At 66.6% G+C, this 26,127-nt stretch carries 26 protein-coding genes; 9 read left to right on the top strand and 17 right to left on the bottom strand.

From position 1 onward, the window contains the following. The 5 genes from JSV65_10225 to JSV65_10205 all read right to left on the bottom strand — a co-directional run. On the bottom strand, positions 1–990 hold a 990-nt coding region (locus JSV65_10225), incomplete at its 3' end, for a DegT/DnrJ/EryC1/StrS family aminotransferase (protein UCH32971.1). A 59-nt stretch (positions 991–1,049) separates the two neighbouring features. Further along, entirely contained in the window at positions 1,050–2,861 is a 1,812-nt protein-coding gene (locus JSV65_10220; GenBank protein UCH32970.1) for an FAD-binding protein, read from the bottom strand. After that, positions 2,858–3,934, bottom strand: coding sequence for a zinc-binding dehydrogenase (locus JSV65_10215; GenBank protein ID UCH32969.1), 1,077 nt, complete (start codon positions 3,932–3,934; stop codon positions 2,858–2,860). The genes JSV65_10220 and JSV65_10215 overlap by 4 nt, the downstream gene beginning before the upstream one ends. Positions 3,935–4,097: 163 nt before the next feature. After that, the gene (locus JSV65_10210) at positions 4,098–6,470 is read right to left on the bottom strand and encodes a penicillin acylase family protein (GenBank protein UCH32968.1); all 2,373 of its coding nucleotides are present in this window, start codon (positions 6,468–6,470) and stop codon (positions 4,098–4,100) included. A gap of 149 nt (positions 6,471–6,619) precedes the next feature. Then, positions 6,620–6,832: a hypothetical protein gene (locus JSV65_10205; GenBank protein UCH32967.1), complete on the bottom strand. Its 213-nt coding sequence runs from the start codon at positions 6,830–6,832 to the stop codon at positions 6,620–6,622. A gap of 143 nt (positions 6,833–6,975) precedes the next feature. On the opposite strand from JSV65_10205, the gene amrB reads away from it, so the two are divergent. Then, the gene (amrB, locus tag JSV65_10200) at positions 6,976–8,262 is read left to right on the top strand and encodes an AmmeMemoRadiSam system protein B (protein ID UCH32966.1); all 1,287 of its coding nucleotides are present in this window, start codon (positions 6,976–6,978) and stop codon (positions 8,260–8,262) included. 41 nt (positions 8,263–8,303) lie between these two features. Here the strand turns inward: amrB and JSV65_10195 are convergent, their stop codons facing one another. From JSV65_10195 to cadA, 6 genes are read right to left on the bottom strand one after another with little or no spacing between them, the layout of a single operon-like run. After that, positions 8,304–9,185 (bottom strand): hypothetical protein, encoded by an 882-nt coding sequence (locus tag JSV65_10195; protein ID UCH32965.1) that lies wholly within the window; start codon positions 9,183–9,185, stop codon positions 8,304–8,306. 22 nt (positions 9,186–9,207) lie between these two features. Continuing rightward, entirely contained in the window at positions 9,208–9,666 is a 459-nt protein-coding gene (locus JSV65_10190; protein ID UCH32964.1) for a Mut7-C RNAse domain-containing protein, read from the bottom strand. Between the two features lie 19 nt (positions 9,667–9,685). Then, a complete protein-coding gene (locus JSV65_10185; GenBank protein ID UCH32963.1) occupies positions 9,686–10,474 on the bottom strand; it encodes an energy-coupling factor transporter transmembrane protein EcfT in 789 nt (262 codons plus the stop codon). A 9-nt stretch (positions 10,475–10,483) separates the two neighbouring features. Next, the gene (locus tag JSV65_10180) at positions 10,484–12,256 is read right to left on the bottom strand and encodes an ABC transporter ATP-binding protein (protein UCH32962.1); all 1,773 of its coding nucleotides are present in this window, start codon (positions 12,254–12,256) and stop codon (positions 10,484–10,486) included. 2 nt (positions 12,257–12,258) lie between these two features. Then, on the bottom strand, positions 12,259–13,017 hold the full coding sequence (locus tag JSV65_10175) for a QueT transporter family protein (protein ID UCH32961.1): 759 nt from the start codon (positions 13,015–13,017) through the stop codon (positions 12,259–12,261). Between the two features lie 53 nt (positions 13,018–13,070). After that, positions 13,071–15,410, bottom strand: a complete 2,340-nt coding sequence (gene cadA, locus JSV65_10170; GenBank protein ID UCH32960.1) for a cadmium-translocating P-type ATPase — start codon at positions 15,408–15,410, stop codon at positions 13,071–13,073. A 344-nt stretch (positions 15,411–15,754) separates the two neighbouring features. Here cadA and JSV65_10165 point away from each other — a divergent pair, with 344 nt between their 5' ends. Continuing rightward, positions 15,755–15,985 (top strand): hypothetical protein, encoded by a 231-nt coding sequence (locus JSV65_10165; protein UCH32959.1) that lies wholly within the window; start codon positions 15,755–15,757, stop codon positions 15,983–15,985. A gap of 30 nt (positions 15,986–16,015) precedes the next feature. Then, on the top strand, positions 16,016–16,471 hold the full coding sequence (locus JSV65_10160; GenBank protein UCH32958.1) for a GNAT family N-acetyltransferase: 456 nt from the start codon (positions 16,016–16,018) through the stop codon (positions 16,469–16,471). 36 nt (positions 16,472–16,507) lie between these two features. On the opposite strand, the gene JSV65_10155 is transcribed toward JSV65_10160, so the two are convergent. Genes JSV65_10155 through JSV65_10145 form a run of 3 tightly spaced genes read right to left on the bottom strand, consistent with a single transcriptional unit; the run spans position 16,508 to position 18,323 of the window. Further along, positions 16,508–17,395, bottom strand: coding sequence for an iron-containing alcohol dehydrogenase (locus tag JSV65_10155; GenBank protein ID UCH32957.1), 888 nt, complete (start codon positions 17,393–17,395; stop codon positions 16,508–16,510). Further along, entirely contained in the window at positions 17,392–18,015 is a 624-nt protein-coding gene (locus JSV65_10150; GenBank protein ID UCH32956.1) for a tetratricopeptide repeat protein, read from the bottom strand. Before JSV65_10150 ends, JSV65_10155 begins: the two co-directional genes overlap by 4 nt. Then, positions 17,991–18,323, bottom strand: coding sequence for a nucleotide pyrophosphohydrolase (locus JSV65_10145; GenBank protein ID UCH36744.1), 333 nt, complete (start codon positions 18,321–18,323; stop codon positions 17,991–17,993). The genes JSV65_10150 and JSV65_10145 overlap by 25 nt, the downstream gene beginning before the upstream one ends. A gap of 336 nt (positions 18,324–18,659) precedes the next feature. Here JSV65_10145 and JSV65_10140 point away from each other — a divergent pair, with 336 nt between their 5' ends. From JSV65_10140 to ftsY, 5 genes are all read left to right on the top strand, one after another. After that, positions 18,660–19,247, top strand: coding sequence for a sigma-70 family RNA polymerase sigma factor (locus JSV65_10140; protein UCH32955.1), 588 nt, complete (start codon positions 18,660–18,662; stop codon positions 19,245–19,247). Between the two features lie 21 nt (positions 19,248–19,268). After that, positions 19,269–20,222, top strand: coding sequence for a zf-HC2 domain-containing protein (locus JSV65_10135; GenBank protein UCH32954.1), 954 nt, complete (start codon positions 19,269–19,271; stop codon positions 20,220–20,222). An 84-nt stretch (positions 20,223–20,306) separates the two neighbouring features. Beyond that, positions 20,307–20,747 carry a hypothetical protein gene (locus JSV65_10130; GenBank protein UCH32953.1) on the top strand — a complete coding sequence of 147 codons (441 nt, stop codon included), beginning with the start codon at positions 20,307–20,309 and terminating at the stop codon, positions 20,745–20,747. Continuing rightward, the gene (locus JSV65_10125) at positions 20,744–21,970 is read left to right on the top strand and encodes a PDZ domain-containing protein (GenBank protein UCH32952.1); all 1,227 of its coding nucleotides are present in this window, start codon (positions 20,744–20,746) and stop codon (positions 21,968–21,970) included. The genes JSV65_10130 and JSV65_10125 overlap by 4 nt, the downstream gene beginning before the upstream one ends. 138 nt (positions 21,971–22,108) lie before the next feature. After that, positions 22,109–22,945, top strand: a complete 837-nt coding sequence (gene ftsY, locus JSV65_10120; GenBank protein UCH36743.1) for a signal recognition particle-docking protein FtsY — start codon at positions 22,109–22,111, stop codon at positions 22,943–22,945. A 192-nt stretch (positions 22,946–23,137) separates the two neighbouring features. Here ftsY and JSV65_10115 read toward each other — a convergent pair whose 3' ends face one another. Both JSV65_10115 and JSV65_10110 read right to left on the bottom strand, forming a co-directional pair. Then, positions 23,138–23,824 (bottom strand): HAD family hydrolase, encoded by a 687-nt coding sequence (locus JSV65_10115; GenBank protein UCH32951.1) that lies wholly within the window; start codon positions 23,822–23,824, stop codon positions 23,138–23,140. Positions 23,825–23,942: 118 nt separating this feature from the next. Further along, positions 23,943–24,986, bottom strand: coding sequence for an NAD(P)-dependent alcohol dehydrogenase (locus tag JSV65_10110; GenBank protein ID UCH32950.1), 1,044 nt, complete (start codon positions 24,984–24,986; stop codon positions 23,943–23,945). Positions 24,987–25,122: 136 nt separating this feature from the next. Between JSV65_10110 and JSV65_10105 the strand changes: the two genes are divergently transcribed. After that, complete coding sequence (locus JSV65_10105) at positions 25,123–25,917, top strand: glycosyltransferase family 2 protein (protein UCH32949.1); 795 nt, start codon at positions 25,123–25,125, stop codon at positions 25,915–25,917. On the opposite strand, the gene JSV65_10100 is transcribed toward JSV65_10105, so the two are convergent. After that, the coding region (locus JSV65_10100; GenBank protein ID UCH32948.1) for a hypothetical protein at positions 25,914–26,127 on the bottom strand (214 nt) is incomplete at its 5' end. The genes JSV65_10105 and JSV65_10100 overlap by 4 nt on opposite strands.

Here is a 26,127-nt window from a genome sequence, read left to right as displayed (position 1 = left end):
TTCAAGCAGTCTCTCGCGCGGCACGCCGTTCAGCGCTTCTGGATGGTACATCACAGGGAAGCCGTAAAAGCCACCCGGCGTCGCGCCTTCATATCTGCGCAGGGGGCGCAGACACGGCACGTCGGCTAGCCCGGCCTCCACCGTGTCCACCCATTCGCGGCGTCCCGCGTTGAGCTGGTCGAGCCTGCGCAACTGGACCTGGGCGATACCCATCGCCAGGGGATGGGAGCGGAATTTCATGCCTAGACCGAGGGGCTGGTACTCGGCGTAGCGTGGGCTGACCAGGTCGAGACCGCCCATGCGGTTGCACTGACTGACGAGCACCGCGCGCTCGAAGTATTCGTCGTTGTCGCTCACGACCATGCCGCCCTCGCCGGCGCTCACGGGCTTGCTGCCCTGCAGGCTGAAGGCTCCGATGTCGCCGATGCTGCCGATCGGCCGCCCCTTGTACTGCGCGCCATGGGCATGGGAGCAGTCCTCAATCACGGGTATGCCGTGCTCCCGCCCGATCGCCATGATCGCGTCCATGTCGCACACCCAGCCCCAGAGGTGAACGGCGACGATCGCGCGCGTCCTCGGCGTGATGCGCTTTCGAATATCCTCGGGGTCCGCGAGCAGGGTCTCGGGGTCAATCTCACAGAAGACGGGACGCGCCCCGAGGAGCAGCGCCGGCCCGATCGTGCAGATCCACGTGTACGTCGGGCATATCACCTCGTCGCCCGGGCCTACGCCGACACCGAAATACGCTGCGTACAGCGCCGAACTGCCGTTGCACACGGACATGCAGTACTTCGTCTGACATAGCTCGCGGAACTCTTCCTCGAACTGGCGCACCGTCGGCGTGCCGCCGGACAACTCGTTGTCGAGAGTCATGCGGTACGCGACCTGCGCCTCGTCCTCACCCACTTGCCGCCAGCGATCATCTCCCTTGGTCGGGGTACGCTCCGTTTGCACGAATACGGGGTGCTTCGTCTCACCTTCACGCGTCACAGGGTACCCTCCGGAGTGGATTCTGATGGCGTATACTTCGCGACGTACCGGGCGAATCCCTACGTCACAAATGGCAGCGGTTGTGGTTGGCGCGGCTCAAGGGTCATGCCGCCGTTCTCGCCCCGGCGAATGACGATGAATCGCTGCCACGCGCCTTGCGACGGGAGCGGCTCGAGATCCGACTCGGACGGGAACCGCAGGTGCGGTCCACGGCTTTCGTCGCGCAGCAGCGCCGCTCGCAGTACCATTTCCGCCACAGTCAGCGTGTTGACCGCTTCCACCGCCCCTCCCAGGCCGCGATCCGTACCCACCCCGCCGCGCGCGACCTGGCCGATCACCTCCAACGCGTCGCGGAGTCCCGCTTTGGTGCGCACCACGCTCGCCGCGCGCGGCATTGTCTTGCGCACGGCACGCCGTGCCGCCTGCGCGTGGACGCGACCTTGGCCGATTTGGATCGGCAGTGACCGCGCGCAATGAATCAGCGCCGCGTCGTCGCCTGCCCGGATCGTGCGCGCGCGCTCCGCCGCCGCTGCGCCCGACACGCGGCCGAACACCTGGGTATCGAGCAGCGCGTTTCCACCGGGGCGGTTCGCGCCGTGCTGTCCCCCCGCGCACTCCCCGGCCGCGAACATGCCAGGAACGCTCGTCTCGGCGTTCGCGGCGATCTTGATCCCACCTTGGAAGTGCTGTACCGCCGGTGCGATACGGAGACGGCCGCACTTCGGCAAGTCAACTCCGCGCGCGGCAAACCACTCCACGACCTGCGGATTGATCTGCAACAGCCGCGCCAGCGGCGTCGCGCCGGGCGTCACCGCGTGGCCGGCCTCGCTCAGGAAACGCTCGCGATGCTCGGGCAGGAGTAACTCCCATGAGAAACCCTCGGGGTCGCGCGAGAAATCCAGATACACCTCATGGCGACGAGCGATCTCCCCGAACACGGCGATGTCCACGATGCGCGATGGTTTCTCCGCCGAAACCGGCCACGTCGCGCCCTTGGCGAAGACGACGTTGCTGACCTCGGCAGCGTCCAGGTCAGCGCAGTACGTCGCCAGGAACTCCTCGCCCTGCTCGTTGACGAAGCGCGGCACGCAGCGCATGATGCTCCCGGAGCACGCGAGTTGGGTGTCCGCCGAGCACAGCCCGATCTGGATGAACTCCATGTTGACCAATTCGGCGCCCGCGCGATAGGCCGCCCCATGTCCGTCACCGGTCATCCCGGGCGGATATACATTGTCGCGATAGATGGCACCAGCTCCGCCGGTACACACGACGATGCTCCTCGCCGCAATCGGGTTCACGCGCCCGTCCGTCGTGTCCACCACCACCGCGCCCGCTGCGCCATGTTTGCCCACCGCGATGTCGGCAAGCATCACGCCCTCGCGCGTCCTGACCGACGTGCCCCCCAGACGGCGCAGTAGCGCCTTCTCAATACGAGCCGCCGTGTCTGGCCCGCTGTAGCACGCGCGCGCGTACTCCGAGCCGTCCGTGACGAATTGCCGCGCTCGCCCCTGCTCGTCCTTGACGAACGGAACGCCGAGCGCCTCAAGGTACTCGTACGCCTCTTGCGATCGCTGCGCCAGTATAGCCGCCAGATCACCGTCGGAGACGCGCCCGCCTATCTCGTAGATATCCCGCGCGTGGTACTCCCAGGCGTCATCACCGACCGGCTCCGTGTGCGGGAGCGTCGCGTGAAAGGCCATGCGATCGGAGAAGGCGAGCGCGGTCGTGCCGCTCGCTCCGATGAACCCTTTGTTGATGAGGAGAACATCCAGCCCCGGATCCGCCTCGTAAGCGGCAATCGCCGCCCGCAGGCCTGCCCCCCCGGCTCCCACCACGAGCACGTCACAGTGCTCTATCTCATCCGGCGTCATGGCTCGAGCACTCCCTTCAACGCTTCTCTGGATTCGACCACCGCGAGGGCCTCGGTGATGCTCTCAAGCGGGAATCGGTGTGTCACCAGCCGCGCGAACGGAAAGCGGCGGCTTAGAACCAGCTCCACGGCCTGTACCAGGTGCGCGGTGTCGCTCACCCACACGCCCTGGAGCGTCACGTGCTTGCGCACGACCTGCTCGTAAAGTCTCAGCGGTACCTCGGGCACCGGCGCCGCCACGCCGGGCAGCAGATAAATGCCGCCGGGTGCGATGACCTCGATCCCCTCGGCAAACGCCGTCTCCCTGCCGGCGCAGTCAATCGCCACGCGCGGACCGAACCCCCGCGTCAGGCTGCGCATGAGGTCCATCCGCTCCGCGAGCGTACTTCCGTCCGTCGTCATCACTTCGTCCGCGCCAAACTCGCGCGCCAACTCCAGCCGCTTGCGCGAACGCTCGGTGCCGATGCACACGACGCGACCAGCGCCCCGGCTGCGCGCCATCGCGACCGCGAACATGCCCAGCGGCCCCGGTCCCTGCACGAGGACGGTGTCGTCCTCGGTCAAGTGGACATACTCGAAGGCATGCGCCGCCGTCGCCCCGGAACAGGCCGCCGCGACCAGCGCAGCGGGGTCCGCGCCCGCCGGCAGTGCTATGATGCGCGTGGCCGCCGAGAGCAGCAGGTGCGTCGCGTAGCAGCCGTCGCGCGAGATGCCATAGACCTCACGCCTCGGGCAGAGGAACGCCTGCCGGCGCACCGCACAGTAATAACACTGCCCGCAGACCACGCCTCGGTCCCAGATCACAAGGTCGCCGACTGAGAGAACGCGGCCGAACACGTCCCGCCGCTCGCCCGCGATCTCAGCTACCTCCCCGACGCCCTCGTGGCCGAGGACGAGCGGGAGCTTGATCCGCGGGTCGCGGCCGGAGGCAATATGCAGATCCGACCCGCACACGCCCGCGGCCTTGATGCGCACCAACACTTCGCTCGGCTGCGGCGAGGGTAGCCGGCTTTCCTCGATCTCCGGCGGCGCCCCGAACTCCCGCAGCACGGCACGCGTCAGCTTGTCGTTCATTGGCTTGCCGTCCATTCGCCGCGCGGGGCGAGGCAGACAAGCCTACCTCGCCCCGACGCTCCTGTCGTTCCTCGTTCCCGCTCCGGGCGAAGCTCACCGCGTCTCCCGCGACACGTTCCGCCCGCACGACACTCCACGCTGTGCTTGGGAGATGACTCTCCCGTCACTGCAACAGCTTCTCTCGATCGAAGACCATATCCTTGAACATCCAGTAGCCGGCCAGCTCGCGCTGATCGCCGAAGTGCGACGACTTCGGATCCTCGTTCTGGCCGGGCGGCAGAATGTTGATCCCCACTAGGTCGGGCTGCGCGCACTCCACGACCTGAATGTATGTTCCCCGGCTATACATCGGGATCCACGGGAGAGGATCGAACTTGATCTTGCCCTGCTCGTGCATCCACTTGCTCATCTGCGGCGTGCCAAATCTCTTCTCCAGTTCGTTGAGCCCAGCGCCCAGCGCGTCCACCATCATCTGATCGCGGTCAACCCCGTTCCAGTAGTCACGCTGCACCGGCAGCGCCGCCTTGGCACCGCGCAAGCTGCGGTAGAGCAAGCAGCTGAAACGGTCGAGCGCCTCTATGTCACCGGATCTCAGCATCTCGCCGACGTCCTTGCCAAACAGCTCCGTGCCCGTGAATTCATCCGCGAACACGGCTGCGAGGATCGCCTTGTGCCACGCGCTGAAGATCGAACTCGCGACGCTGCGGTTCACCGCGTGGTTGTCCCACGCCTTCAGGTGACGCAGGGCCTCGCGCATCCGCGGATCCGTCCACGCGCGCTTGCGCGCCGCCGCGTCCAGTAGATACTGCTTGAAGTAGTCCGCGTAGTAATAGTTCAGCCCGTAGTCCTTTTGCAGGTCACGCACGCTCGCCAGAGTGTGCAGATCCTGCTTGGCGATCGCCTGCTTGATGGATCGCAGGCGGAACACCGCTCCCCACGGCGACGCTTCCCCCGGCGCCCACCACACCGCCGGCTTGTTGTTCCAGTTGCATAAGTACCCCTGCCTGGGGTTGATGATCTGCGGCATCTCGCTGAACGGCACGTCTCCCTGCCAGTCGTATTCCCCGGTACCGGGGATGGGCAGCCGCAGATCTATCGCGCTCGACCGGCGCGGCACCTTGCCGCAGTGCCAAAAGCCGATATCGCCGTCCTGCGTCGCGCAGAACCAGTTGTGCGCGGTCGTGCCAAAGGCCGCCGCGCGCGCAAAGTCCGCAATGTTCTCGGCCTGATTGTATCCGAACACCGAGTCCATCACCCCCATCTCGCGCATCCAGTAGTTCATCGCGTGGCTGTACGCGATGCCGGCTTTCTCGTCCCACTCGATAACCGGCCCATGCACCGTGCGATAGACCTCCAGCTCGACGGGCTGCTCCCCGCGCACCCCGATGACCTCGATGCGCTTCTCCATGTCCTTGTACTCGCCGTTGTGCAGGTAGCGATACTTGTTCCCGGGGTCCAAGGTCTCCACGAAGATATCCTCAACTGGGCCGACGGCCGTCGTCGTCGACCACGCAACATGCTCGTTACGCCCGATCAGCACCGCCGGCACGCCCGCGAAGCCCATCCCCATGACGTTAAGACCCGCCCCGCAGAGATGAATCTCATGCGCGATCTGTGGGGTCTCGAAGCCCATCTGCGGGCCGCCGAGCAAGATCGCGTTGCCGCCCGCGCTCCGCTGCGGGCCGATGAGAACCGCGTAGCTGCCCCATTTCGCGGCGATCCCCGCCTCGCGCATGAAGTCTTCGTGAGCGCGCGCCCAGTCGGCCATTTCGATCGCGCGATCGAGATGCTCTTCGCTCAACCTGGCGGCCAGCCGCTTCACCTGCGGCAGCGGCTGCGGCGTCAGCAGCTGGCCAACCTTCCCCTCCCCCGGAGGTATGGTGGTCGCGGCGTCCGGGTCGTTCATCCATGTGATGTCATCGAACAGTCCGTCCGCAGCATCCCCGTGGGCCGCTTGAAGCTCCTTGTACATGCGCAGAACCATCAGCTGATGGCCCCCGCCGCCCCCAAAGCGACGCGCCATCATCGCGCTGATGGCTACGGTGTCACTCGGTCGCCACGGTGCGAAATCGAGCCCGAGCGCCGTCATCATGCCCGGCATCTTACCCTCGGCCTTCGCCTTCTGCGCCCAGGCGTTGACGCCGTCGGCGTAGGCCTCAAGCGCGACCTGAAAGCGCGGCGCAAGGTTCCGGAACTGAAGCTCCAGCTCGAGTTCCGTGTACCCGTGCAGCCGCACGTCCTTGTCGTGGTCAACGAAGCTCTTGCCCATCGCCTCTGCGAGCGTCCCCACCGCAGCCCGCCGGTACTTCTCCAATTGCATCAGCCGATCTTGGGCGACCGCGTAGCCGTTCCCGTAGAACAACGCTTTTTCCGTGTCGGCAAATACATGCGGCACGCCGTAGTCATCGCGGACGATGGTGACCTGCTCGCCGCCGACCGTCACGACTTCCTTGTCGTACGCCCACGCGCCGCTCAACGCGCACAACAAGCACGTCATCACCCCCAACACAAACAGCCTCCTCGCCATAGGTGACATGGATCACTCCTCCCCGATGAGTTCTGGTGTCCGCTGCGCGCCGCCATCGGTGGTTCAAACGGCCGCGCGCCACCATCTTACGCGTCGCCGCAGCGTCTTCCTGCCCACTCCTGCGGCAAACGACATGCCGGCCCGACCGGGATCTGCGCTCAGCCGTTTTCAAGCGACCTGCGCAGCCGGTCAATGAGATCCGCACCTTGACTCTGTTTCCCCCGCAGGCCTTCCACGTCGGCCAAATCAAGGTACAGCCATTGCACCCCTTCCAGATCCAATCCCTTGAGGCTGATCTGTAGCCATCCGGCCGCGCTGTCCTTGCCGTCAAACGTGGGCTTAATCTCCAGGCGCTCGTTCGTTATGCGCATGGGCCATCCTTTCTCGCGCTCGACGGGCTTTGCCTGCTTCCTATTCGCGGCATGGCACAGCGATCCCTGTGACCCTCATCGGGAGCAATGGAAACAGGAGAGGGGCGACGCGCGCTCATGCCGAACTCCAACTCCGATCTGCGATGTCTGTCTTCCGCCCTAAGCTGAGGCCCGTTGAGGCCGTGCCCGCCCGCCACGGCGGTCGAGACGTCATTGTCCTGCGCGATGCGAGCGGCATGTCGGATCGCACCGCCGTCGTCGCGCCGGATATGTTCTTTCTCCTCACCCTCCTTGACGGCACACGCACGCTGCGCGACATTCAGGTGGAATATGCACAGCGCTCCGGTCAACTGCTTCTCTCCGAGCATCTGGAACGCATCGTGCACGAACTCGACGCGAATCTGCTGCTTGAAGGCGAGACGTTCGAACGCTTCGCCGTAGAGCAGCGCGAGGAGTTCGCGCGGCTGACGGTCCGGCCAGCGTCCCATGCAGGCAAGGCGTATCCAGCCGACCCCGGGGTGCTGCGCGATCAACTTCGCGGCTACTTCGCCGTTGCGGCGCTGAAGAATCCGTTGAGCGACGAGGAACGCGCCAACAGGCCGACGGCACTCATCGCCCCTCACATTGACTTCTCGCGCGGCGGGCCGTGCTACGCACATGCCTACCGCCAGCTCGGCGAGTCAACCGCATCCCCGCCAGGTCTTCTCGTCATCCTCGGCACCGCGCACGGCGCGCCGCAGTCACCGTATGTGCTGACCCGCAAGGATTTCGCGACGCCGTTCGGCCGCGCCGAGACGGCTGGTCATCTTCTCGATGCTCTCGAGAAGCAGTGGCCCGGCACAAGGGAACTCTACCGGGACGAGTTGAGTCACCGCGGCGAGCACTCCATCGAGTTCCAAGTGCTCTTCGCCCAGCACGCTCTCGGCGACGAGCGGATGCCGCCCATCCTGCCGGTCCTCTGCTCCTTGCGTCCGACGGAGGCCCCGTCCGAGAACGAAGAGGTCGTGCGGTTCCTCGATGTGCTGCGGGCGGTGATTGCCGAGCATGCGCCCGACGCCTGCGTCATCGCCGGCGCCGATCTCAGCCACATCGGGCAGAGGTTCGGGGACCCAGGGCCACTTGCGTCGAACGTCCTGCGAGCGGCCGAAGAGGGAGATCGTCGACTCCTGTCATACGCTGAGAAGCTGGATGCAGAGGGGTTGTGGCAAGCGGCGCAAACAGAAACCGGCGCGCGCAACGTGTGTGGAGTGCCGCCGATCTACACCATGCTGCGACTCATCAGCTCCTGTGAGGGGCGATTACTGAAGTACGAGCAGGCGGTAGAGCGGCAGACGCAGTCCATGGTGTCATTCGCCGCGATGGTGTTTCGCGGAGCCCGACGGCTTCGACCGCTGATCCGTCGAGGTGTGCCCCCCGTGAGCCGCGGCTGAGCCAAATTCCTGTGCGCCGCACCGCCGCCGATGATGACCCGTCATACACGCCGTGTGTCCTGGCCGCCGTACATCTCGTCCGGCCCGAGCAGTTCCGGCCAGCGCCGGCGCAGAAACTTACGCGCCTCATAGCAGAGGTGGCAGCCTCCCGCGTACGTCGATCGAGGCCGGAAGCCGTCTTGCATCGCTTCCTCAGCGAGCTTCCTGGGGCCGCCGTCGGCGAGAAGGCGGACAACCGGGTGCTCCGAGGCGTCGTATGCGCGGATGACCCCGGCAATCCCCGACGCCGGATCGCCCATAAGCAGGCCCTGGCACAGGTGAAGCCCTCCGTAGCGGTCGAGATGAACGCGGCCCGGCTCGGCCAGAGTCTCCTTCCCGCATTCCGTCAGCTCCTGCCACGGCTTGAGTTCAGGCGCAAACGAACTCAGCCGCGATCCGGCGCGCCCGCGGAACATCACGCCGTCAGCCTCGGTCACCATCTTCGACGACTCTATCCCCAGTTCGGCGCATATGCGCAAGGCGCGCTCGACCCGCTCCGGCGGAACCGCTCTCGCGTGCCAGCAATCCGTGCTGATGCCCAGGCTGGCGAGCCCGGCTTTGGCGAACGGCGCCAGCACGCGCCGCGCGGCCTCGTCGCTTACAGCCCAGAACGCATTGGTCAGAGCGCCCACGTCATATCCAAGCGCCTTGCCCCGCCGCAGCAGGTGCATCAACTCGCGCGTGAACAGAAACGGCTCGCCGCCCTCTCCGCACAGGCTCTTGATTTGCGGCACCAACTGCAGCTCGGCCAGGAACGCGTCAATCTGGCCCATACTGACCGGCCCGCCCTGGCGCGGCGAGCACCACACGAAGCAGTGATCGCACTCCGCGCTGCACGAGTACGTCATCAGGAAATGGATTCCGGCCAGCTTCGCTGCGCTCAATTCGCCTCCCTGTGCCCGTGCGTCACTTCAGCCCCCATTCCTTCAGCTTGCGCTCCATGCCCTCGACGTGCGTGCCGCGCCAATAGATGCGCCCGCAGCCCGGGCATCGCGCGAACCTCTCCTGTGTTGCGTAGACGTACGGTGCCACCTGCTCGCGAACCGTCTGCTTCACGACTTCCTCGAGCGCCCCGTTGCAGACGATACATCGGCTAAGCACCGTACCGCTCCGCAGCCCCACCCCCGTCTCGCGCGCGACCTGTGCGAGTTGCTCGCCCACGTGATCGCTTTCCACAAAGACGCACGTCGGCAGGTTGGTGCGGCGCGTAATCCCGGTATCTCGGGTGAGGATCACGCGCCCCTCGGCGCGCGCCTGCTCGATCAGTGCACGGTCCTCGATGAACGGATCGTATGCGACATCGAAGCCGAGCAGACGCAAGGCCTTCGCGAGGGTGCCGAGCATGCTGTCGGCGATGAAACGCACTTCCCAGTTCCTCGCTCGCTCACAACCGAGGCAGCACTTCACCGTACCCCTGGAGTCGCGCGTACACGGCCCCGGCTGCAGCGGCAAGCGCAAGCGCCAGGCACACCCAATCGGCCGCGCGCATGCGCAACTCCAGATAGTACGTGCGCCGTTTGTGCGCGCCAAAGCCTTTGGACTCCAGCGCCATTGCGGTCAGATCCGTGCTCCGTATCGCGGTCACGAATACCGGCACCAGCACCGGCACGTGCTTGCGCAGTCGCGCGAAGATGTTGCCCGATTCGAGGTCGAGCCCGCGCGATTTCTGGGCCTCCACCACCGCGCTCGAACTGCCCAGAAAGGTGGGCACCAGCCGCACCGCCGCCGCCAGCGCGAAGCTCACCGCGAACGGCACGCCAAATCGGCGCAGGCCGTGCGCCAGCTCCTCCACCATGGTCGCGGACATGAACACCATTCCCCCCGCCACCATCGCGGAGAGCCGCAGGCCGACCGCCAAACCGTACAGCAGTGACTCGCGACTCGCGGTCACAGGGCCGAAGCGCAGCAGCGGCGTCGGGCCCGTCACGAAGAACGGCCACAGCACCGTCGCGAACACGAACAACATGATGAGCAGCGCGCGGATGCGCCAGAGGTTGCCGAGCGACCGCGCCGCGGCCGCGACTGCGACAATCGCGACCCAGGTCCCAGCCGCGTATGCCGGGTGGTTGAAGGCGAGCGCGATGACGAAGAACGCCGCCAAGGCCACCATCTTTCCGCGCGGATCGAGACGGTGGAAGAAAGTGCCTCTATCCAGATAGACCGTGGCCTGCATGGCTGTCGCCTACGTTCGGTTGTCCTTCGTCAGGCACTGCGCAAGCTCGTCAACGGACAGCGTCACTCCGCCGAGCGCCCCCCCTAGCCTTGCCGCCTGCGGCGCGCGCAGGCGCGCCTGGGCCAGGACTCCCGGCTGCGCCATCGCCTCGCGCATCCCGCAGTCGAGGATCACCGTGCCCTCGCTCAGAACCACCGCCCGGCGAGCATACTCCGCCGCGACCCACATCGAATGCGTCACGATGACGATGGTGTGACCCGCCTTGTTGAGGCGACGTAGCAGATCCATCATACCGCGGTTCTGGCGGTAGTCAAGGCCGGTCGTCGGTTCGTCGAGAACGAGGACCTGCGGCTGCGTCGCCAGCGCCGACGCAACAGCGACGCGCTGCCGCTCCCCCTTGGTCAGGGAAAACGGGTCGGCGTCCTCGAGACCTGCGAGCCCCACTGCCGCGAGCGAACTCTCCACGCGCCCCGCAATTTCGCGCTCGGGCAAGCCGAAGTTGCGCGGGCCGAAGGCGACTTCCTCGCGCACGGTGTCCGCGAATATCTGGTGATCCGGGTTCTGGAACACGTAGCCCACGCGGTGACTGAGATCCCGCGCGGACTGCCGCCGCGTCTCGACACCCCCTACCCTCACCGCCCCCTCGCGGGGAAGCATCAGCCCGTTGAAGTGCTTGACCAGGGTCGTCTTCCCCGATCCGTTCTGGCCGAGGATTGCCACGAATTCACCTTCGCGGATCGTCAGGTCGACCCCGTCCAAAGCACGCGCGCCGTCGTACGAATGGCTCAGACATCGCACCTCGACTATTGCAGCGGCCCCGCCGGCCGCATGAGCGTCGTCGCTTGCGAGAGCATCCCACCGCGGGCGATCGAAGCGATAGCCGAGCGCCGCAAGCTGCGACAGCGCCTCGGCATCATTCGCCGCACGCGCTTGTTCGCCGAGAGCCGCCAGCAGCGCCGCGGCGGGGAGCGGCCGGATTCCGTGGCTCTCCATGAGGTCGGGCTGCGCGAGGAGATCCCGGGTCGGTCCGTCGTATGCGACTTCCCCGGCCTGCATTACCACGGCACGTTCGGCGCTCAGCGACTCTTCAGTTTCGTGCTCCACCATGACCACCGTCAGTGGGCAGCCCCGGCGCCGCTGGCGCAATTCGCGGGCGATGCTGAAGACCTGCCGTTTGCCCTCGGGGTCGAGATCCGTCGTCGGTTCGTCCAGGACGAAAAGATCCGGCCCGCACGCCAGCACAGAGGCGATCGCCAGTCGCTGCTTTTCCCCTCCCGACAGCGTGGCGGGCGCGCGGCGCTCCATCCCCGTGAGACTGGTCGCCGCGAGTGACTGCGTGATGAGCCCGGCCATCTCATCGCGCGGCACGCCGAAGTTCTCCGGACCGAACGCCGCCTCCAACTCCACGCTCGTTGAGAACAACTGGCTTTCGAAATCCTGGAACACCAGCCCGACCCGTCGCGCCAGTTCGCGCACCGACCGCGTTCGGGTATCCTCCCCGAAAACCAGTGCCGCGCCCGTGAATTCGCCCTTCTGGAAGTGCGGTATCAGACCGTTGGCGCAGCGGCACAGCGTGGACTTGCCGGCGCCGCCCTCCCCCATCACGATGACAAATTCGCCGGCGCCGATCGTCAGATTGGCGTCCCGCAGAGCCGGGCGGTCCGCGTCGCGATACGTGAAGGTGACGCCGCGCAACTCGAGAGCGGCGGCGCTGGGGGTAGGCGTCTCGGCGCGGCGGCTGCGCGGGTGGTGATGTCCGGCCTCGCTGGATGCTTCAGACATCGTCAGAGAAGCGCGCAGCCCAGGAGCATGGCTGCCACAACGGGGGCCATGGCGCTGTTGACGCTCGACTCCGAGAACTGGGTGCCGATGACGAAGCCCGCGATGATCCCCGGCATGGCTGTCAGCACAAGCAGGAGCAAGCCCACAGTCGCCAGCCGCCCGCGCGAGATGTCGCCGTCGCCCATCACGTCTTCGTACAGGAGCCCCCATCGGCGCACGCGCGGGTACAGGATTCGCAGCAGCGGCGGTCCCAGAACGAGTGACACTGCGGCATTGTTGGTGAAAATGATCGGGCCGATGACCCTGAACGGCACCAGCCCCAGCAAGTTGACGCCCCAGGCGATGACGAACGCGCATGCGCCGCTCGCAAGAATCACAGCACCCACGTAGGCCACCATCTGGCGCCCGGCGTTCATCACCGGCGCGCCGACCGCCACTCGGTGCGCCAGCCAGCGCCATACCTTGTAGGGCACGTAGCCGTACAGGAAGTTACCGACAAACCCGAATGCGCTGCCCGGCCCGAATGTCCCGCCGTAGATGTCGCCCGCGAGATTCCCAAAAGCTGAGCCCCACGCCGCCGCCGGGCCAAACATGAGGGAGCAGATGATAGGTATGACATTCGCCGGCCGCACCTCGGTGAAGCCGGGGATGATCGGGATGGCTACCTTCAACGGAATCAAGACCGCCGCATACACCGCCGCCGTCAGGGCCACCAGCACGACCATGCGGGTGTGCTTCCACATTGTGAAGAGGTCTTTCATGTGCCCTTCCGCTCAACCGCGCGTCGTGCCGCAGCCTAGGGCCCGCGCTTCCGCTAGGGTCGCGCCGCGAGCAGACGCATCCCGTTGGCGATCACCACGAGCGAGACGCCCACGTCGCCGAGCACAGCCAACCACAGCGTCAGCACACCCGGCACTGCGAGTGCGAGCAGCGCCAGCTTCACGGTCAGTGACAACGCAACATTCTGCCGAATGTTCGCCAGGGTGGCGCGCCCCAACCGCACGACGAACGGCAGCCGGCCCAGGTCATCGCCCATCAACGCCACGTCGGCATTCTCAAGCGCAGCGTCGCTGCCTGTCGCGCCCATCGCGATACCTACGGTGGATGCTGCCAGCGCCGGCGCGTCATTTACTCCATCGCCGACCACGATCACGCTCCCGTACCGCTCCGCCAACTGCGTCACGGCATCAACCTTGTCGGCGGGCAGCAGCCCCGCGTGATAGTCGTCCAGACCCAGCTGGTCGCCAATCGCCTTCGCCGTTCCCTGGTTGTCACCGGTCAGCATGACCAGCGGCCCCATGCCCAGTTGTCGCAGGTTCGCCAGCGCCTCAGCGGCGCCCTGCCGTGCCACATCAGCGATGCCGATCACGCCCAGCGCGCGGTCGGCTCCCCCCACAAGTATCACCGTCTTGCCCTCCCCCTCGAGCCGCGGCACCGCATTTTCGATCCCGCTCAGATCCGCGCCGTTGGATACGAACAGCGCCGGGCTTCCCGCGTATGCCGGCGCACCGTTGACCTCCGCAGTTGCCCCGGCCCCGGCGAGCGCCGTGAAGTTCGCGCCGGCCTCGAAACCGATCTGGTCCCGGTGGGCCCGCGTCACGATTGCCCGCCCCAACGGGTGCTCGGACCGCGCCTCGACCGCCGCCGCGAGAGCCATTACCTCTGCTGGCGTCGCGCCCGGCGCCGCGGCCACGTCGGTCACTTGCGGCCGGCCCGACGTGAGGGTTCCCGTCTTGTCAAACGCCATGGCGCGTGTCCGTCCGAGAGCTTCGAGGTATGCACCGCCTTTGACCAGCACGCCGCTGCGGGTAGCGGTGTTGATTGCCGACACTACCGCCACCGGCGTCGAGATCACGAGCGCGCACGGACACGCCAGGATCAACAGCGCCAGCCCGCGGTACACCCACGGGCCGAAGGGATCGCCCGTCACCGCCGGCGGCGCCAACGCAATCGCCAAAGCCCCCAGCACCACGACCGGGGTGTAATAGCGCGCGAACCGATCGACCGCGCGTTGATAGGGCGCTCTCTTCGACTGCGCGGTTTCGACAAGCTCGATGATCGAGGCGAGGGTGTTGTCCCTCATCGTTCTCGTGACGCGCACGATCAGAGCGCCGAGGCCGTTCACCGACCCCGCGTACACCGGATCGCCCGCGCCTTTTGAAACGGCCAGCGACTCCCCCGTCAGCGGCGCTTGATCCACCGGCGAGCTGCCGCTGACGACGGTTCCGTCGGTGACGATCCGCTCGCCCGGGCGAATGACAATCACGTCGCCCGGTACCAGTTCCTCCGCCGCGACCACGACCTCCTCGCCGTCTCTGCGGACGACGGCTTGTGCGGGCGCGAGGTCGAGCAACGCGCCGATGGCGCGCCGCGTCCGCCTCATGACGTGGGACTCGAGCGCGTTGCCCAGGGAGAACAGCACCACCACGGCCGCCGCCTCTTCCCACTCCCCGATGATGGCGGCGCCGACGACCGCCAGGGTCATCAGCACGTTCATATCAACGGCCAGGCCGCGCAGCGCCGCCAGTGCGCCGCGAGCGACGAAGTATCCGCCGACCAGTATCGCGGCGGCGTACAGACCACGGCACACGGCCGCCGGCCCGCCCGCAGCCGCGCAGATCAAGCCAGCCACGAGCATCGCCCCGCATGCCGCCGTCAGTCCCTCGCGCAATCGTGGGCGCGCGGGCAGCTCGCGCGCCCGCCGCGCGCGCGACACCGATTCGGGTTGCGCCTCATAGCCCATGGAGCGCACCTTGGAAACGATCGCGTCGAGGGCGACTTCATCCGCGCGATACTCCACCCGCATGTTTGAGCCGACGACACTCGTGCTGGAGTGGACGACCCCGGGGATTCGCGATACGACGTGATCCAGCGTCGCCGCGCAGTCAGGGCAGTCGAGCCCGCCCAGGATAAGGGTTTCGTGCCGGAAGCGCTCCGTGATCGCGGCGCCGATCTCCGTGACCTTGCGTTCAAGAGCGTCGAGGGCGACCTGATCCTCGTCGTATTCCAGCGACAGCGTCGAGGATTCCCGGTCAACCCCCGCTGATACGATGCCCCTGGCTGCGCCGACCTCGCGCTCGAGGCGTTCCATGCAGCGGACGCACTCGGCGCCGTCGGGTATGATTAACGGAAGCTCGAGCCGACGTGTGGGCATTAGGTGACCGAACCTGGCACTGCTGAGGAGTTATTACGCGGGGCGCGCCGACGCTCCTGCCGCACGGCGGGCCGGAGGGGCCGGTAACAGGAGGCGGCAAGGAAAATGGCTCACCCAGCGCCGGCGACTGCCGCTATCGCCGGCGCTTATGGGTAAGCCATTGAGATTATTCCACACCGCGCGCCCCTTTTCGCGAAGAACTCCGATTCCCGAGCGCCGGCTCCCGCGCGGCCCTGGCTCGACAGGGACCTCAAACGTAATCCGCCAACCGCGCAATGAGGGAGGTATGACGCGCTGCGCGCGGAAATGGATAGTGGCCGCGCCTCGAGGAGCTGCGGCTTGCCATGCAGGAGCACCCGGACGATGCGGAGCGTGCCGCGATAGAAGCGAAGCTGATCGAAGAGGTCGAGCTCGTCGTGACACGTCTCGAAGCCAAGCTCGCCGACGCACCGGAGGATGAAGAGCTGCGGGCTCAACTCGAGCGTATCATTGACCAAGCACGACGCCTGCGACAGCGAGTGGGGGATGCCATCGCCGATGCCCGGAAGAAGAGAGACCTCAAGCGGCGTCCGTGAATCGCACACAAACCACCGCAGAGGAAGACGATGCCAGAGCTGCTGCCACTCAAAGACGACGACTATCCAGCGATCCTGACCCTCACCCGTGAGAGCATGGACCCAATTCTACGCGACGCACTAGGGGTCGAGTTCAACGAGGATTTGTTCCGCGACATGCTTGCGGATGAGGAGACGACGACCCTGGTGATGCACGACGGCGACGCCATAGCGGCGTACGTCAGCTTCTATCCGCGCGAGGACCATGTGTTCGTTAACTGGCTGGTCGTGCATCCCACGTATCGTAACCGTGGATTCGCCACCATGTTGCTTGATGAAGTCGGGCGCGTCGCCGCGCAGCGCAACGTGCGTCTGCTCCGCATCTGCCTGCAGGAAAACAACCAGCCGGCGATCGCCCTGTGCCAGGCCGCCGGTTTCGAGCGCCTCGCGGTAAGCCCCATGGGTTGGGTCATGGAGAAGCCGGTCGTTCCCGAGCGAGGCGATTGAGTCCATCGATACGGCGCGCGGGTGGCTCGGCTCCTCTCACCCACCACCGCTCCGACGGTTGATCACGGAGTACGAATACGCGAACCGCCGCGCGCAATCAGGCAGCTCTGCCAGGGCTGCCTCCACCGCCTGCTCCGGCACGCCGATGTCCTGCGCGCGCCACACCAGCCCGGCGCGGTCCATCAGGTCGGTGACCCACTGCGCGTCCTGGCCCTGCCACTGCGACATGTGGTGGATGCCGAGCCCGACCAACTCGCCGTGCAGGAACTTCTCATCCGGCGGCAGGTGCCTCTCCAGCGTGTAGACGAAGAAATGCTCGGAGCCTTCCTCGGGCCGGGCGTTCCCCCACTTCTCGCACAGTTCGACCTCGGCGCGGAGAGCTGAGACGAGCGCGGTGAGGCCATCCTCGGTGTCCGGGCGTACCGCCCGCTCGGCGAGTGCCAGCGCTTGATCCGCTATGCTCTCGTCGAAGGGTTCGCCGATGTCCTCGTGTGCCGCCCGCCAGTCCCAGACGGCGGTGACGACGGACAGCACATCCCCCCAGCCCGCGCAGTTCATGCGAGACGGCGCAGCGAGCAGGATCTCAGGCTCGATGATGACCTCGTCGGGCTTCTTCGTCCGCAAGTACACGACCCGCCCGCCGTCGCGCACGGCGCTGTCGCCGACTAGAAACGCGTCCACGGAGATGATGGTCGGGATTGCGACGACCTTGCATCCCCGCCGCGCACCAACGTACTTCGCGATATCTATGGCCTGGCCGCCGCCAAGGCCATAGACCTCCGACGCCGCGATACCATCGAAACGGCGACTTACCTCGCCACGCGCGGTCGATTTAACGAACTCGACGCGGTCTCCCGCTTGGGCAAAGCGTCCGCCGTAGCGCTCCCACACCTCCGGCGTCGTTACGAAAAGCCGTTGGCTCACTTCGCGGCCTCGCCCTCGCCCGTGGGGCGGTCTCCCTTCTCCCTCGATTCCTTCGCCGCCGCCGCCATAGCGTTACGCGCGATGGCGCGCCTCCCGTTCTTCACCGCACGCGAGCCTGGGTCGAGCCGTTCGATTGCCGCAAGTTCCGCCTTCGCGTGCTCGGTATCGCCTGCCCGCCGGTAGCAGGAGGCGAGCATCAGCCGCATGTGAGTGTCGCGCGGCGCGACGCGAATCCCTTGCTTGAGGCGTTCGATGGCACTGCCATACCGCTCGCACCCCATGAGCGCCCTCGCCAGCACCGCGTACGCCTCCGGATTGCCGGGATCGGCCTCGATTCCCCGTCGGTGCTCCGCCAAAGACTTCGCCCCTTCTCCATTACTCGCATAGAGATCGGCCAGTCCGGAGCGCGCCGGCAGGAATCGCGAATTGACCTCCAGCGCGCGCTTGTACAACGTCTCGGCGGCAGGCAGGTCGCCCTCGTGAACCGCGCGCTCCGCGGCGATCATGTATTCAGACGTCAACTCGGTCACGCGCTGGAGTCGCAGAGCGTACGCGCCCAGTCCTGCCACGACAACCACCACCACTGCCCAGCCTATCACATGGAATCGCTTCCTTGACACTGCTCACTTCCCCGGCCCGGAATCTCCGGACACCGACACGGGATGCCGCCGCACTTCGGGCACCCGGATTCGTACTGCGCCTTCGACGCCGCCTCGAGATCAACACCGGCAATGCTCGCGAGAGTCGTCAGCCACGCCAGACAATCTGCGAACTCGGCCCGCAGCTCCGCGTCGCTGCCGCTGCGCAACGCCCGCGCCAGTTCCCCCGTCTCCTCCGCAAACCACATGTACGTTCCCGCGAGCCCGCGGCGGCGATCCTTTTCCACGTATATCCGCTCGATGAGTTCCTGAAACTGAGAGAGTGTCATGCCTGTGCCCTTGCCCTCGCGTCCCCGGGCACGCTGAGTGCGCTTCCGCGCCTTTGGCCATCCCGCATGCCCGCATTCCTCGTTCTTCGGGGGCATGGGCGAATCCTCGCACCCTTGCCCGACCTCGCCTGCCAGTATATAATTGTAGCGTGTTTGGCACTAGCGGAGGGCCGCTGATGCTGCAAGGTGCCAGGGCGTCTTTCGTGAGCGCGCGCCCCGCCGCGCCAAATGCTCTTCCGGACGAGGTTCTTGAGTCGAGCACTGAAGCCCACGAGTCACTCCGATAATACAAGGACCTCGATAGGCCGGAATGCCGCCTGCTCCCCAGGAGCACTGATGCACGAGGCTCTCGCCGGCGAAGCCCTGCTCATCGAGCGCTGCCAGAACGGAGATGCGGTCGCCTTCGACCGCCTCGTCGAGCAGCATGGGCAGTGGGTCTATAACCTGGCCTATCGCATGATAGGCGATCGCGACGAGGCTCAGGACGTCGCCCAGGAGGCCTTCGTCCGGGCCTTCCGGGCGATCAAGAAGTTCCGACGGGGCTCCTCGTTCTCCACATGGCTGTACCGAGTGACGACCAATGCATGCCTCGATGAGATCAAACGACGGCGACGCCGGCCGGCCCCTGAGAGCGCCCTGATGAGCGAGGACGACCGCCCGCCGGATCCGCCCGACCCCGGCCCCGACGCCGCCGAGGAGGTCGAGGCGATTGAGCGGCGGGAACTCATTCGCCGGGCCATCGCCTCGCTGCCCGTACATTACCGGCTCACGCTCGTCCTCTACGAACTCCAGGGGTGCTCGTACGACGAGGTGGCGACCATCACGAAGACCAACGTCGGTACGGTGAAGTCCCGGCTCAACCGCGCCCGCCTCGCCCTCAGGCAGGTGCTCGAGCCGCACTTGGAACTTCTGCGGGGTGGCTGAAGTCAAATCATAGGAACAATCATGCGCTGTCATGATGCGATAGAGCTGTTCACACAGTACCGCGACGGAGATCTCGATGCGGCGACCCGCAGCGCCCTCGAGGCGCATCTTGCCGCCTGTGCGCGGTGCCGCGACGAGTTCGCCGCGCTCGATGCGATCTGTGCATCGCTCCGCGCCGTGCCGACCGAGCCGGTCCCGGCGGAATTCGTCAGCGGTGTTCGCGCACGCCTGCAAGCCCCTGCCGAGCGCCCCAGAGCGGTGCTGCTCCGCTGGGCCCTACCAGCCGGAGCAGCCGCAGTCCTGGTCGTCGTCGCGTTCGGGGTCTTCAGTATAGTGCCTAGGACGGGCGGCGTCCGTGCGCCCGCGGCGACGGATCGAGCGAAGGGACCCGTCGAAGCGCTTCGGGCGGGCGACGACCTCCGGCTCGACGCCGGTCCCGCACGTCGCGGCGGAGGGCGCGAAGAGCAGGGCCGTCCCCCAAGTGGTGGACCCGACGATTCGGTCGCCGGCACCGCGGGCGTGAAGGCTCCGTCATCGGCGCCTGCGGACCAGGCGCAGCGCGCGACACGTGAACGGGTTGACCGGGCTGCTGCGGATCGAGAGGACTATAGTACCCTCAAGGCGCCCGTCGCCGCGGGTCGAGTGACCGCACCGGAGGAACCGCCGCCGGCCCCGCCGCCGCCCGCCGCCATTGCAGAGAAACCGGTCCGCGACGCCCCGGCTGTCCTCAGGATAGGCGAGCGAGTGATACGGCCCGAAACCCCTTCGAAGCTTCGCGCGGCACCGGAGGCACCCGGCGCAGAACAACCGAGTGCTGCGACGCCTGACGTACCTGAGGACTCCACGCCGCCGGCCCCGGATCGGAGCGGTTTCTTCGAGCGCGCCCGCGCGGCGTCATTGAATTTGTCGGCTCAGGCCACCCGCACCCAGCGGGCTGCCGGTAATCTGACACTGCAACTCGAGACGGAGGAGTAGAGCGAGTACGCTCGCGTTGCCCTGCGCCCGGCGCCGGGCGGGGAGCGTGAGACGGTCCTGTGGCAGGGCAAGCTCGCGAAGTTGGTGAGCAACGCGATTGATGTCAAGGTGCCGCCGCGAGGCGTCGGGGACGCAGGCCCCGGTGCGCAGCAACTCGTCGTCACGGGGACGCGAATGACGCCCCAGGCGTACTATGTCTTCTCACCAGTCGGCCCGCACGTCGAAGCCGCTGCAGAGGAACTGGAGGGCCGCAAGCTGAGGGGCGGCAAGGCTGCTCCCGCCAAGCCGCTGTGGGATGTGGTGCTTCAGAACGTGGCGTTGCAGCAGGGCATCTATGTCCTCGCTCCGTCCGGCTTCCCCGTGCGAGAGCCTGCCGGCACCGATGCACAACCGTCCGAGCGCGCACTGGCTACCGCGTTGAAGCGCATGGGCTACGAGGCGCGCCCGCAGGAGGGCGCGATCACGATCGAGCCTGTCGCCCCCGGCCGCGCGGCGCCCGGTCAGACGAGGCGACGCCGAGGATGAGAGGCACCGCATGGCACGCGGCCGCCCTGGCGATCGTGGCGGCGCTCGCCTTCGGAGTTGCGGGCCCCGCCGCCGCGAGGTCGAACGCGCAGGAGGCCAAGCTTATTCCGTCGCCAGGTGCCGGCGCCGTATCCGTCTCACAAGCCCAAGGACGCGCGGACTTCGTAGTCTACCTGCCGACGTATGTTCCCAAGGACCCCGGTGAGCCAGTTCTCTTCTTCGCGCCCGAGCAGGAGCTAGCCCATATCTATGTCCCCACCCGGCTCTACGCCAGCTACAGCCACGGCATCGGCCTGTGGCAGATGCCGACGCTTGGAAGACCTTTACGTCGCCCGGCGGCCCCGGTTGATCTCGGCGGGCGCAGGGGATGGGCTTCCGACGGCCCCGGTGCCGGCAGGATGACACTCGAATGGCAGCAGGGGGACACGCAGCTCGGGATCACGGCGCCGCTTCCTATAGAGGAACTCTTCAAGATCGCCGCATCCACGGTACAGGCCGCGCCCGACGTGCCGATGAGCGAACCATCGCAGGCACGCCTGCGGCATTGGACGCCCCCCAAGCAGCGCGGTCTCCCTTCGGGGGGCATTGGTGTAATGCTCGTCCCGGGCACCCCGCCGACGGTGCTGTCGCTCGAACCGGGTGGCCCGGCGGCCGCCGCAGGGGTGCAGTCGGGGGACGTCATCACGGCGGTTGACGGCCGCGATGTTTCGGCGCTACCGATTCAGGATCTGGTCGGACTCGTGCGCGGCGAGCCTGGCACTGAGGTTCGCCTTGCTTTGCGGCGCAAGGGCGCCTCGTCGCCGATTCGCCGCCGCGTCCGTCGGGAAGCTCTGCCCGAGATTGACCTCCGTGAGACGACTCCGGCTCAGGCACGGTCGCTCATGCCGTTCCCAGTATTGCAGCCCGAATGGCTGCCGCGGGGATACCGGTTGCTCACGTGCGTCGCCGGGATGCGCGACGGCAAGCCGTGGGAGACTCGTCTGATATACAGCGGGGCGGGGAAGCCCTTGATCCTCGTTAGTCAGACCGACGCGCGTGCACCCAAGGTCGTCGCAGCACCCGCCAAGGGAACGCAAGAGGTACAGGTAGGCCACGCCGCCGGCACACTGAACATGCGCGGCGGCGTCATGGTTTCCTGGACTCAGGGCAAGACAGCGATGCTCCTGCAGTCGCGCTTCCTGCCTCGCGAGGCGGCGCTCAAGATGGCCCGCTCAATGCGCTGATCGCGGTGCCTCGGCGCGCAGTCACGTGTCGCCAGTGCGGTGGCTTTCGCGCCGACGCGCTCGGACGTATGTCTAGTCCAAGCCACATCGGAGGATCCGTTGCTCAAAGGTTTGTTCAGCCGTATCGGCCAGCTCTTCATGGTGTCCGTGGTGGACGAAGACCTGCTGGAGGAACTCGAAGAGCTGCTTGTCGCCAGCGACGTCAGCGTCCGCACGGCGGAAGCCGTCGTCTCGCAACTGCGCCAGCGGATACTTGACGACAAGATCGAGCAGGCGCCGGCAGCCCGTGACGCGCTTAAGGAGATCCTCGTCGGCGTGCTGTCGCGGAATCATGCGCCGCTGGTGGCGAACGGGCGCAAGCCCCTGCTCTATCTGATGGTCGGCGTCAACGGCACGGGGAAGACAACGACGATCGCGAAGCTCGCGCACCGCTTTAGCCGCGAGGGCAAGCGGGTGCTCCTGGCATGCGCGGATACGTTTCGCGCCGCTGCCGCCGAGCAGCTTCAGGAGTGGGGCAAACGGATCGGCGTAGAGACAATTTCGCAACGCCCCGGCAGCGACCCGGCCGCGGTTGTCTTCGACGCCGTCGAGGCCGCTCGTGCGCGCGAGGCGGACCTTGTAATCGCCGACACTGCGGGGCGCTTGCACACGCAGCGCAACCTGATGCAGGAATTGGCGAAGGTCGGGCGAGTGAGTGAGCGCGCACTGGGGCGTCCCGCGGATGAGGCCTTGCTCGTGCTCGACGCGACCGTCGGGCAGAATGCCCTCAACCAGGCCCAGCAGTTCGCCCAGAGCATACCGCTCACCGGCCTCGTACTCACGAAGCTCGATGGGACGGCGCGCGGCGGCGCGGTAGTCACCATTGCCCACGAGACCGCGCTGCCGATCAAACTTATCGGCACCGGCGAGAAGCCGGAAGACCTGCGCGACTTCGACGCGCGGGCGTTCGTCGAGGAGCTGTTCGCGGCGGGATGAGCCCGGCGCATGCCTTTATTCCAAGTCGGGCGGCGACGTCCAGATCAGCCTGAAGAAGCCGCCCTCGTCGGGTTCAGGATCCTTGAGCCTGAAGCCCACCGTCTCACGGCGCGACGGCATGGCACGAAGGATCCGCCCCAATCTCGGATCACCCGGCCCCGGCCGCCATCGCGCCGTGCCGATCGTGCCTCATCACAGCCGCGCCAGCAAGGGCACTATCTCGTCGAGCCCGCGTACAGTCGGGCAGTCGAATTGCTGCTCGCCGCCGCGGTGCACGAGAATCCCAACCATCCCCACGCCCTGCGCGCCCTTGACGTCGGCGCCGTACGAGTCGCCGACATGTAGGCAGGCCTCAGGCTCGGCGCCCATGAGCTGCAGCGCGCGTCGGAAAATGCGCGGGTCGGGCTTGTCGGCCTCAGCTTCGGCCGACGGCAGCATGACTTCGAAGCGATCCGCGATGGCCAAGTCGCGGCACACGTCGGCGAGATTAAGTTTGTCCCAGTTCGAGATGATGCCCAGTCGAGCCCCGGCTGCGCGGAGTGAGTCCAGCGCCAACATCACCTCCGGGTAAAGCGCGTACGAATCCTTCTGGGTCTCCCAGAGGTGCTCGCCTATTCTCCGCGAGTCGTCGCCGAATCCTAGCGCCGCCGCTACGGCCTGGTACAGCCCGATGAAGTGCTCCTCGCGTTCCGGGAGCGTCAGGCTGTGCGACGAGCGGCCCGCGTACTTCTCCTTAGCGGCAGCCATGGCTCGCTCGATCTCCGACAGGGCCGGCGCTTCCTCGAGCATCGCCAGGGAGCGCGCGATGGCCTCCTCGCGTGTGTTGGTTTGCTCGGCGATCGTCCCGCCGAAATCGAGGAAGACGACGTCAGGCTTCAATGGCTGTGCCCTCCGATTGGCAGGATCCGCGGCGGCCCGTGAGTCCGTCAAGCGGATCAGGTTGATGGATTCTCCCGGGCACCTGCAGTCCCCGGTACCGGCGCCCCGCCCCCGCCAATTACACCTCGACGATGACCTTCACCGCTACGTCCTTCCGGTCCTTCGCGAAGTCAATCGCAGCCCTCGCCTCGTCGAGCGGGAAGCGATGCGTGATGAGCGATGCGACGTCAACGCGGCGCGCCCCGAGCAGGGCGAGGGACGGCGGATAGCAGTTACAGTAGCGGAAGACGCTGCGCACGTCATACTCGCGGCAGATGATGTCAGCCACCGGCATGGTGAACTCTAGCTCCCCCGGCATGCCGATGAGCACCACCACGCCACCCATGCGCACCATCGCACACGCCTGCTGGACGGTCGTCACGGTTCCTGCCGTCTCCAATGTGACATCCACCCCGCCGCCGGACAGCTCGCGGACCCGCTCCACCGGGTTGCCGTCCTGGGCGTTGATCAGGTCGGTCGCGCCGAGCTTGCCGGCCAACTCCAGACGCGACGGCTGAACGTCGGTCGCGAAGATCCGCGTCGCGCCGCGCGCCTTGGCCGCCTGCAATGTCACGAGCCCGATAGGTCCGCAGCCCAGCACCCCGACGGACTGACCGGCGCCCACGCCCCCGCGTTTCGTCCCGTGCATTCCCACTGCCAGCGGCTCGACCATCGCCCCTTCCTCGAAGCTCAAGCCGTCCGGCAAGTTGAAGCAGAAATCCGCCGGCCACGCGACGTATTCGCAGAACGCTCCGTGCCACGGCGGCGTGCCCATGAACGGCACCTCGGGGCACAGGTTGTACCGTCCCGTCTTGCAGAACCAGCAGGTGCGGTCCGGCACGCCCGGCTCTATTGCCACTCTGTCGCCGGGCCGCAAGTGGTTGACGTCATCTCCTACTGCGACCACCTCGCCGGCCGACTCGTGACCGAGGATGACCGGATCCGCAACGACGTACGGCCCGATCCGCCCGCGCTCGTAGAAGTGAACGTCCGATCCGCACACGCCGACGGCGCGTATGCGCACCAACGCCTGGTCGGGCGCGGTAAGGGTCGGTTTCTCGACTTCCTCGACTCGGAGATCCCCCACCGCGTGCAGCACCGCCGCCTTCATCTTCTCACCCATCTCTTCACCTCCGCGTCCAGGCCGCGAGATTGCTTCAGTGCGATTCGGCGTCAGTCGCACCCCTCCTGCACGGCAGGATAGGGCCGCACGCGACGCGAACTCAAACGCGCAGCGACAGTGCATCACGGACTACTTCGTGCAGAAGCTCACCGTTATCATTCCGACTCACAACGAAGCCCGCAACATTGCGGCCTGCCTCGAATCCGTCTCATGGGCCGACGAGCGGCTCGTGGTTGACGACTTCAGCGACGACGGTACACCCGACATCGCCCGCGCGGGGGGAGCCCGAGTCGTCGAGCACAAGTTTCAGAGTCCGTCGTCGCAGAAAGACTTCGCCATCCAACAGTCCGCGCACCCGTGGGTGCTGTCCCTCGATGCCGACGAGCGGGTGACGCCGGAATTGCGCGATGAGATCCGAGTCATTCTCGCCGCAGACCGCCCGGCCGACGGGTATTTCATCCCCATACGGTCGTACTTCCTTGGACGCCGCATGCGCTTCGGCGCGTGGCGGGGGGAGCGCAAGCTGCGGTTGTTTCGCCGAGCCCTGACCCACTATCCCGAGCGTGCGCTCCACGAGGCCGCGGAGGTAAAAGGGCGCGTTGGCCTTTGTCGCGGCGCGATCACTCACTACTCCTACCGTACGCTCGACGACTGCTTCGTGAAGATGCGCCGCTATGCCGAATGGGGTGCAATGGAGCGACACCGCCGGGGGCAACGAGCGTCGGTCTTGCGACTCCTGCTGCACGGGCCGGCGCGGTTCGCCCGCGACTGCATCTTGCGTCTCGGGTTGCTCGACGGGACCGCGGGGCTCATCCTTGCGCTGTTCGACGCATCACAGGTCATGTTGAGGGAGGCAAAGTTGTGGGAACTGGCGACGCGCCCTGCGCGCGGCTGCCATCACTGCAAGCCCGGCGAACGGCGGTCCGATTAGCGCTCGTCGGCGGTCGGGCGCTGGCACAGATACTCCATCAGGACCGCGGCCCGCGCTCGATACTTGATCCATTTACGCCACAGGCCCTGATGATTGCTGACAGCACAGAGGCAGCTGTACGCGCCGAGACGAATCATAGTCGCCACGGTTCGTTTGGCGAGCAGGTACCAGTGGCTTGCGCCGGGGTAGTGCTTTCCCCGGAACAGCAAC

This window comes from Armatimonadota bacterium, from assembly GCA_020354555.1.
Lineage (GTDB): Bacteria > Armatimonadota > Hebobacteria.
This window is presented reverse-complemented; position numbering and strand designations above follow the sequence as displayed.

Coding starts and splice junctions, on each gene's coding strand:
- JSV65_10220 (UCH32970.1), bottom strand. CDS start 2,861: ATGACGCCGGATGAGATAGAGCACTGTGACGTGCTCGTGGTGGGAGCC.
- JSV65_10215 (UCH32969.1), bottom strand. CDS start 3,934: ATGAACGACAAGCTGACGCGTGCCGTGCTGCGGGAGTTCGGGGCGCCG.
- JSV65_10210 (UCH32968.1), bottom strand. CDS start 6,470: ATGTCACCTATGGCGAGGAGGCTGTTTGTGTTGGGGGTGATGACGTGC.
- JSV65_10205 (UCH32967.1), bottom strand. CDS start 6,832: ATGCGCATAACGAACGAGCGCCTGGAGATTAAGCCCACGTTTGACGGC.
- amrB (UCH32966.1), top strand. CDS start 6,976: ATGTCTGTCTTCCGCCCTAAGCTGAGGCCCGTTGAGGCCGTGCCCGCC.
- JSV65_10185 (UCH32963.1), bottom strand. CDS start 10,474: ATGCAGGCCACGGTCTATCTGGATAGAGGCACTTTCTTCCACCGTCTC.
- JSV65_10180 (UCH32962.1), bottom strand. CDS start 12,256: ATGTCTGAAGCATCCAGCGAGGCCGGACATCACCACCCGCGCAGCCGC.
- JSV65_10175 (UCH32961.1), bottom strand. CDS start 13,017: ATGAAAGACCTCTTCACAATGTGGAAGCACACCCGCATGGTCGTGCTG.
- cadA (UCH32960.1), bottom strand. CDS start 15,410: ATGCCCACACGTCGGCTCGAGCTTCCGTTAATCATACCCGACGGCGCC.
- JSV65_10165 (UCH32959.1), top strand. CDS start 15,755: ATGCAGGAGCACCCGGACGATGCGGAGCGTGCCGCGATAGAAGCGAAG.
- JSV65_10160 (UCH32958.1), top strand. CDS start 16,016: ATGCCAGAGCTGCTGCCACTCAAAGACGACGACTATCCAGCGATCCTG.
- JSV65_10145 (UCH36744.1), bottom strand. CDS start 18,323: ATGACACTCTCTCAGTTTCAGGAACTCATCGAGCGGATATACGTGGAA.
- JSV65_10140 (UCH32955.1), top strand. CDS start 18,660: ATGCACGAGGCTCTCGCCGGCGAAGCCCTGCTCATCGAGCGCTGCCAG.
- JSV65_10135 (UCH32954.1), top strand. CDS start 19,269: ATGCGCTGTCATGATGCGATAGAGCTGTTCACACAGTACCGCGACGGA.
- JSV65_10125 (UCH32952.1), top strand. CDS start 20,744: ATGAGAGGCACCGCATGGCACGCGGCCGCCCTGGCGATCGTGGCGGCG.
- ftsY (UCH36743.1), top strand. CDS start 22,109: ATGGTGTCCGTGGTGGACGAAGACCTGCTGGAGGAACTCGAAGAGCTG.
- JSV65_10110 (UCH32950.1), bottom strand. CDS start 24,986: ATGGGTGAGAAGATGAAGGCGGCGGTGCTGCACGCGGTGGGGGATCTC.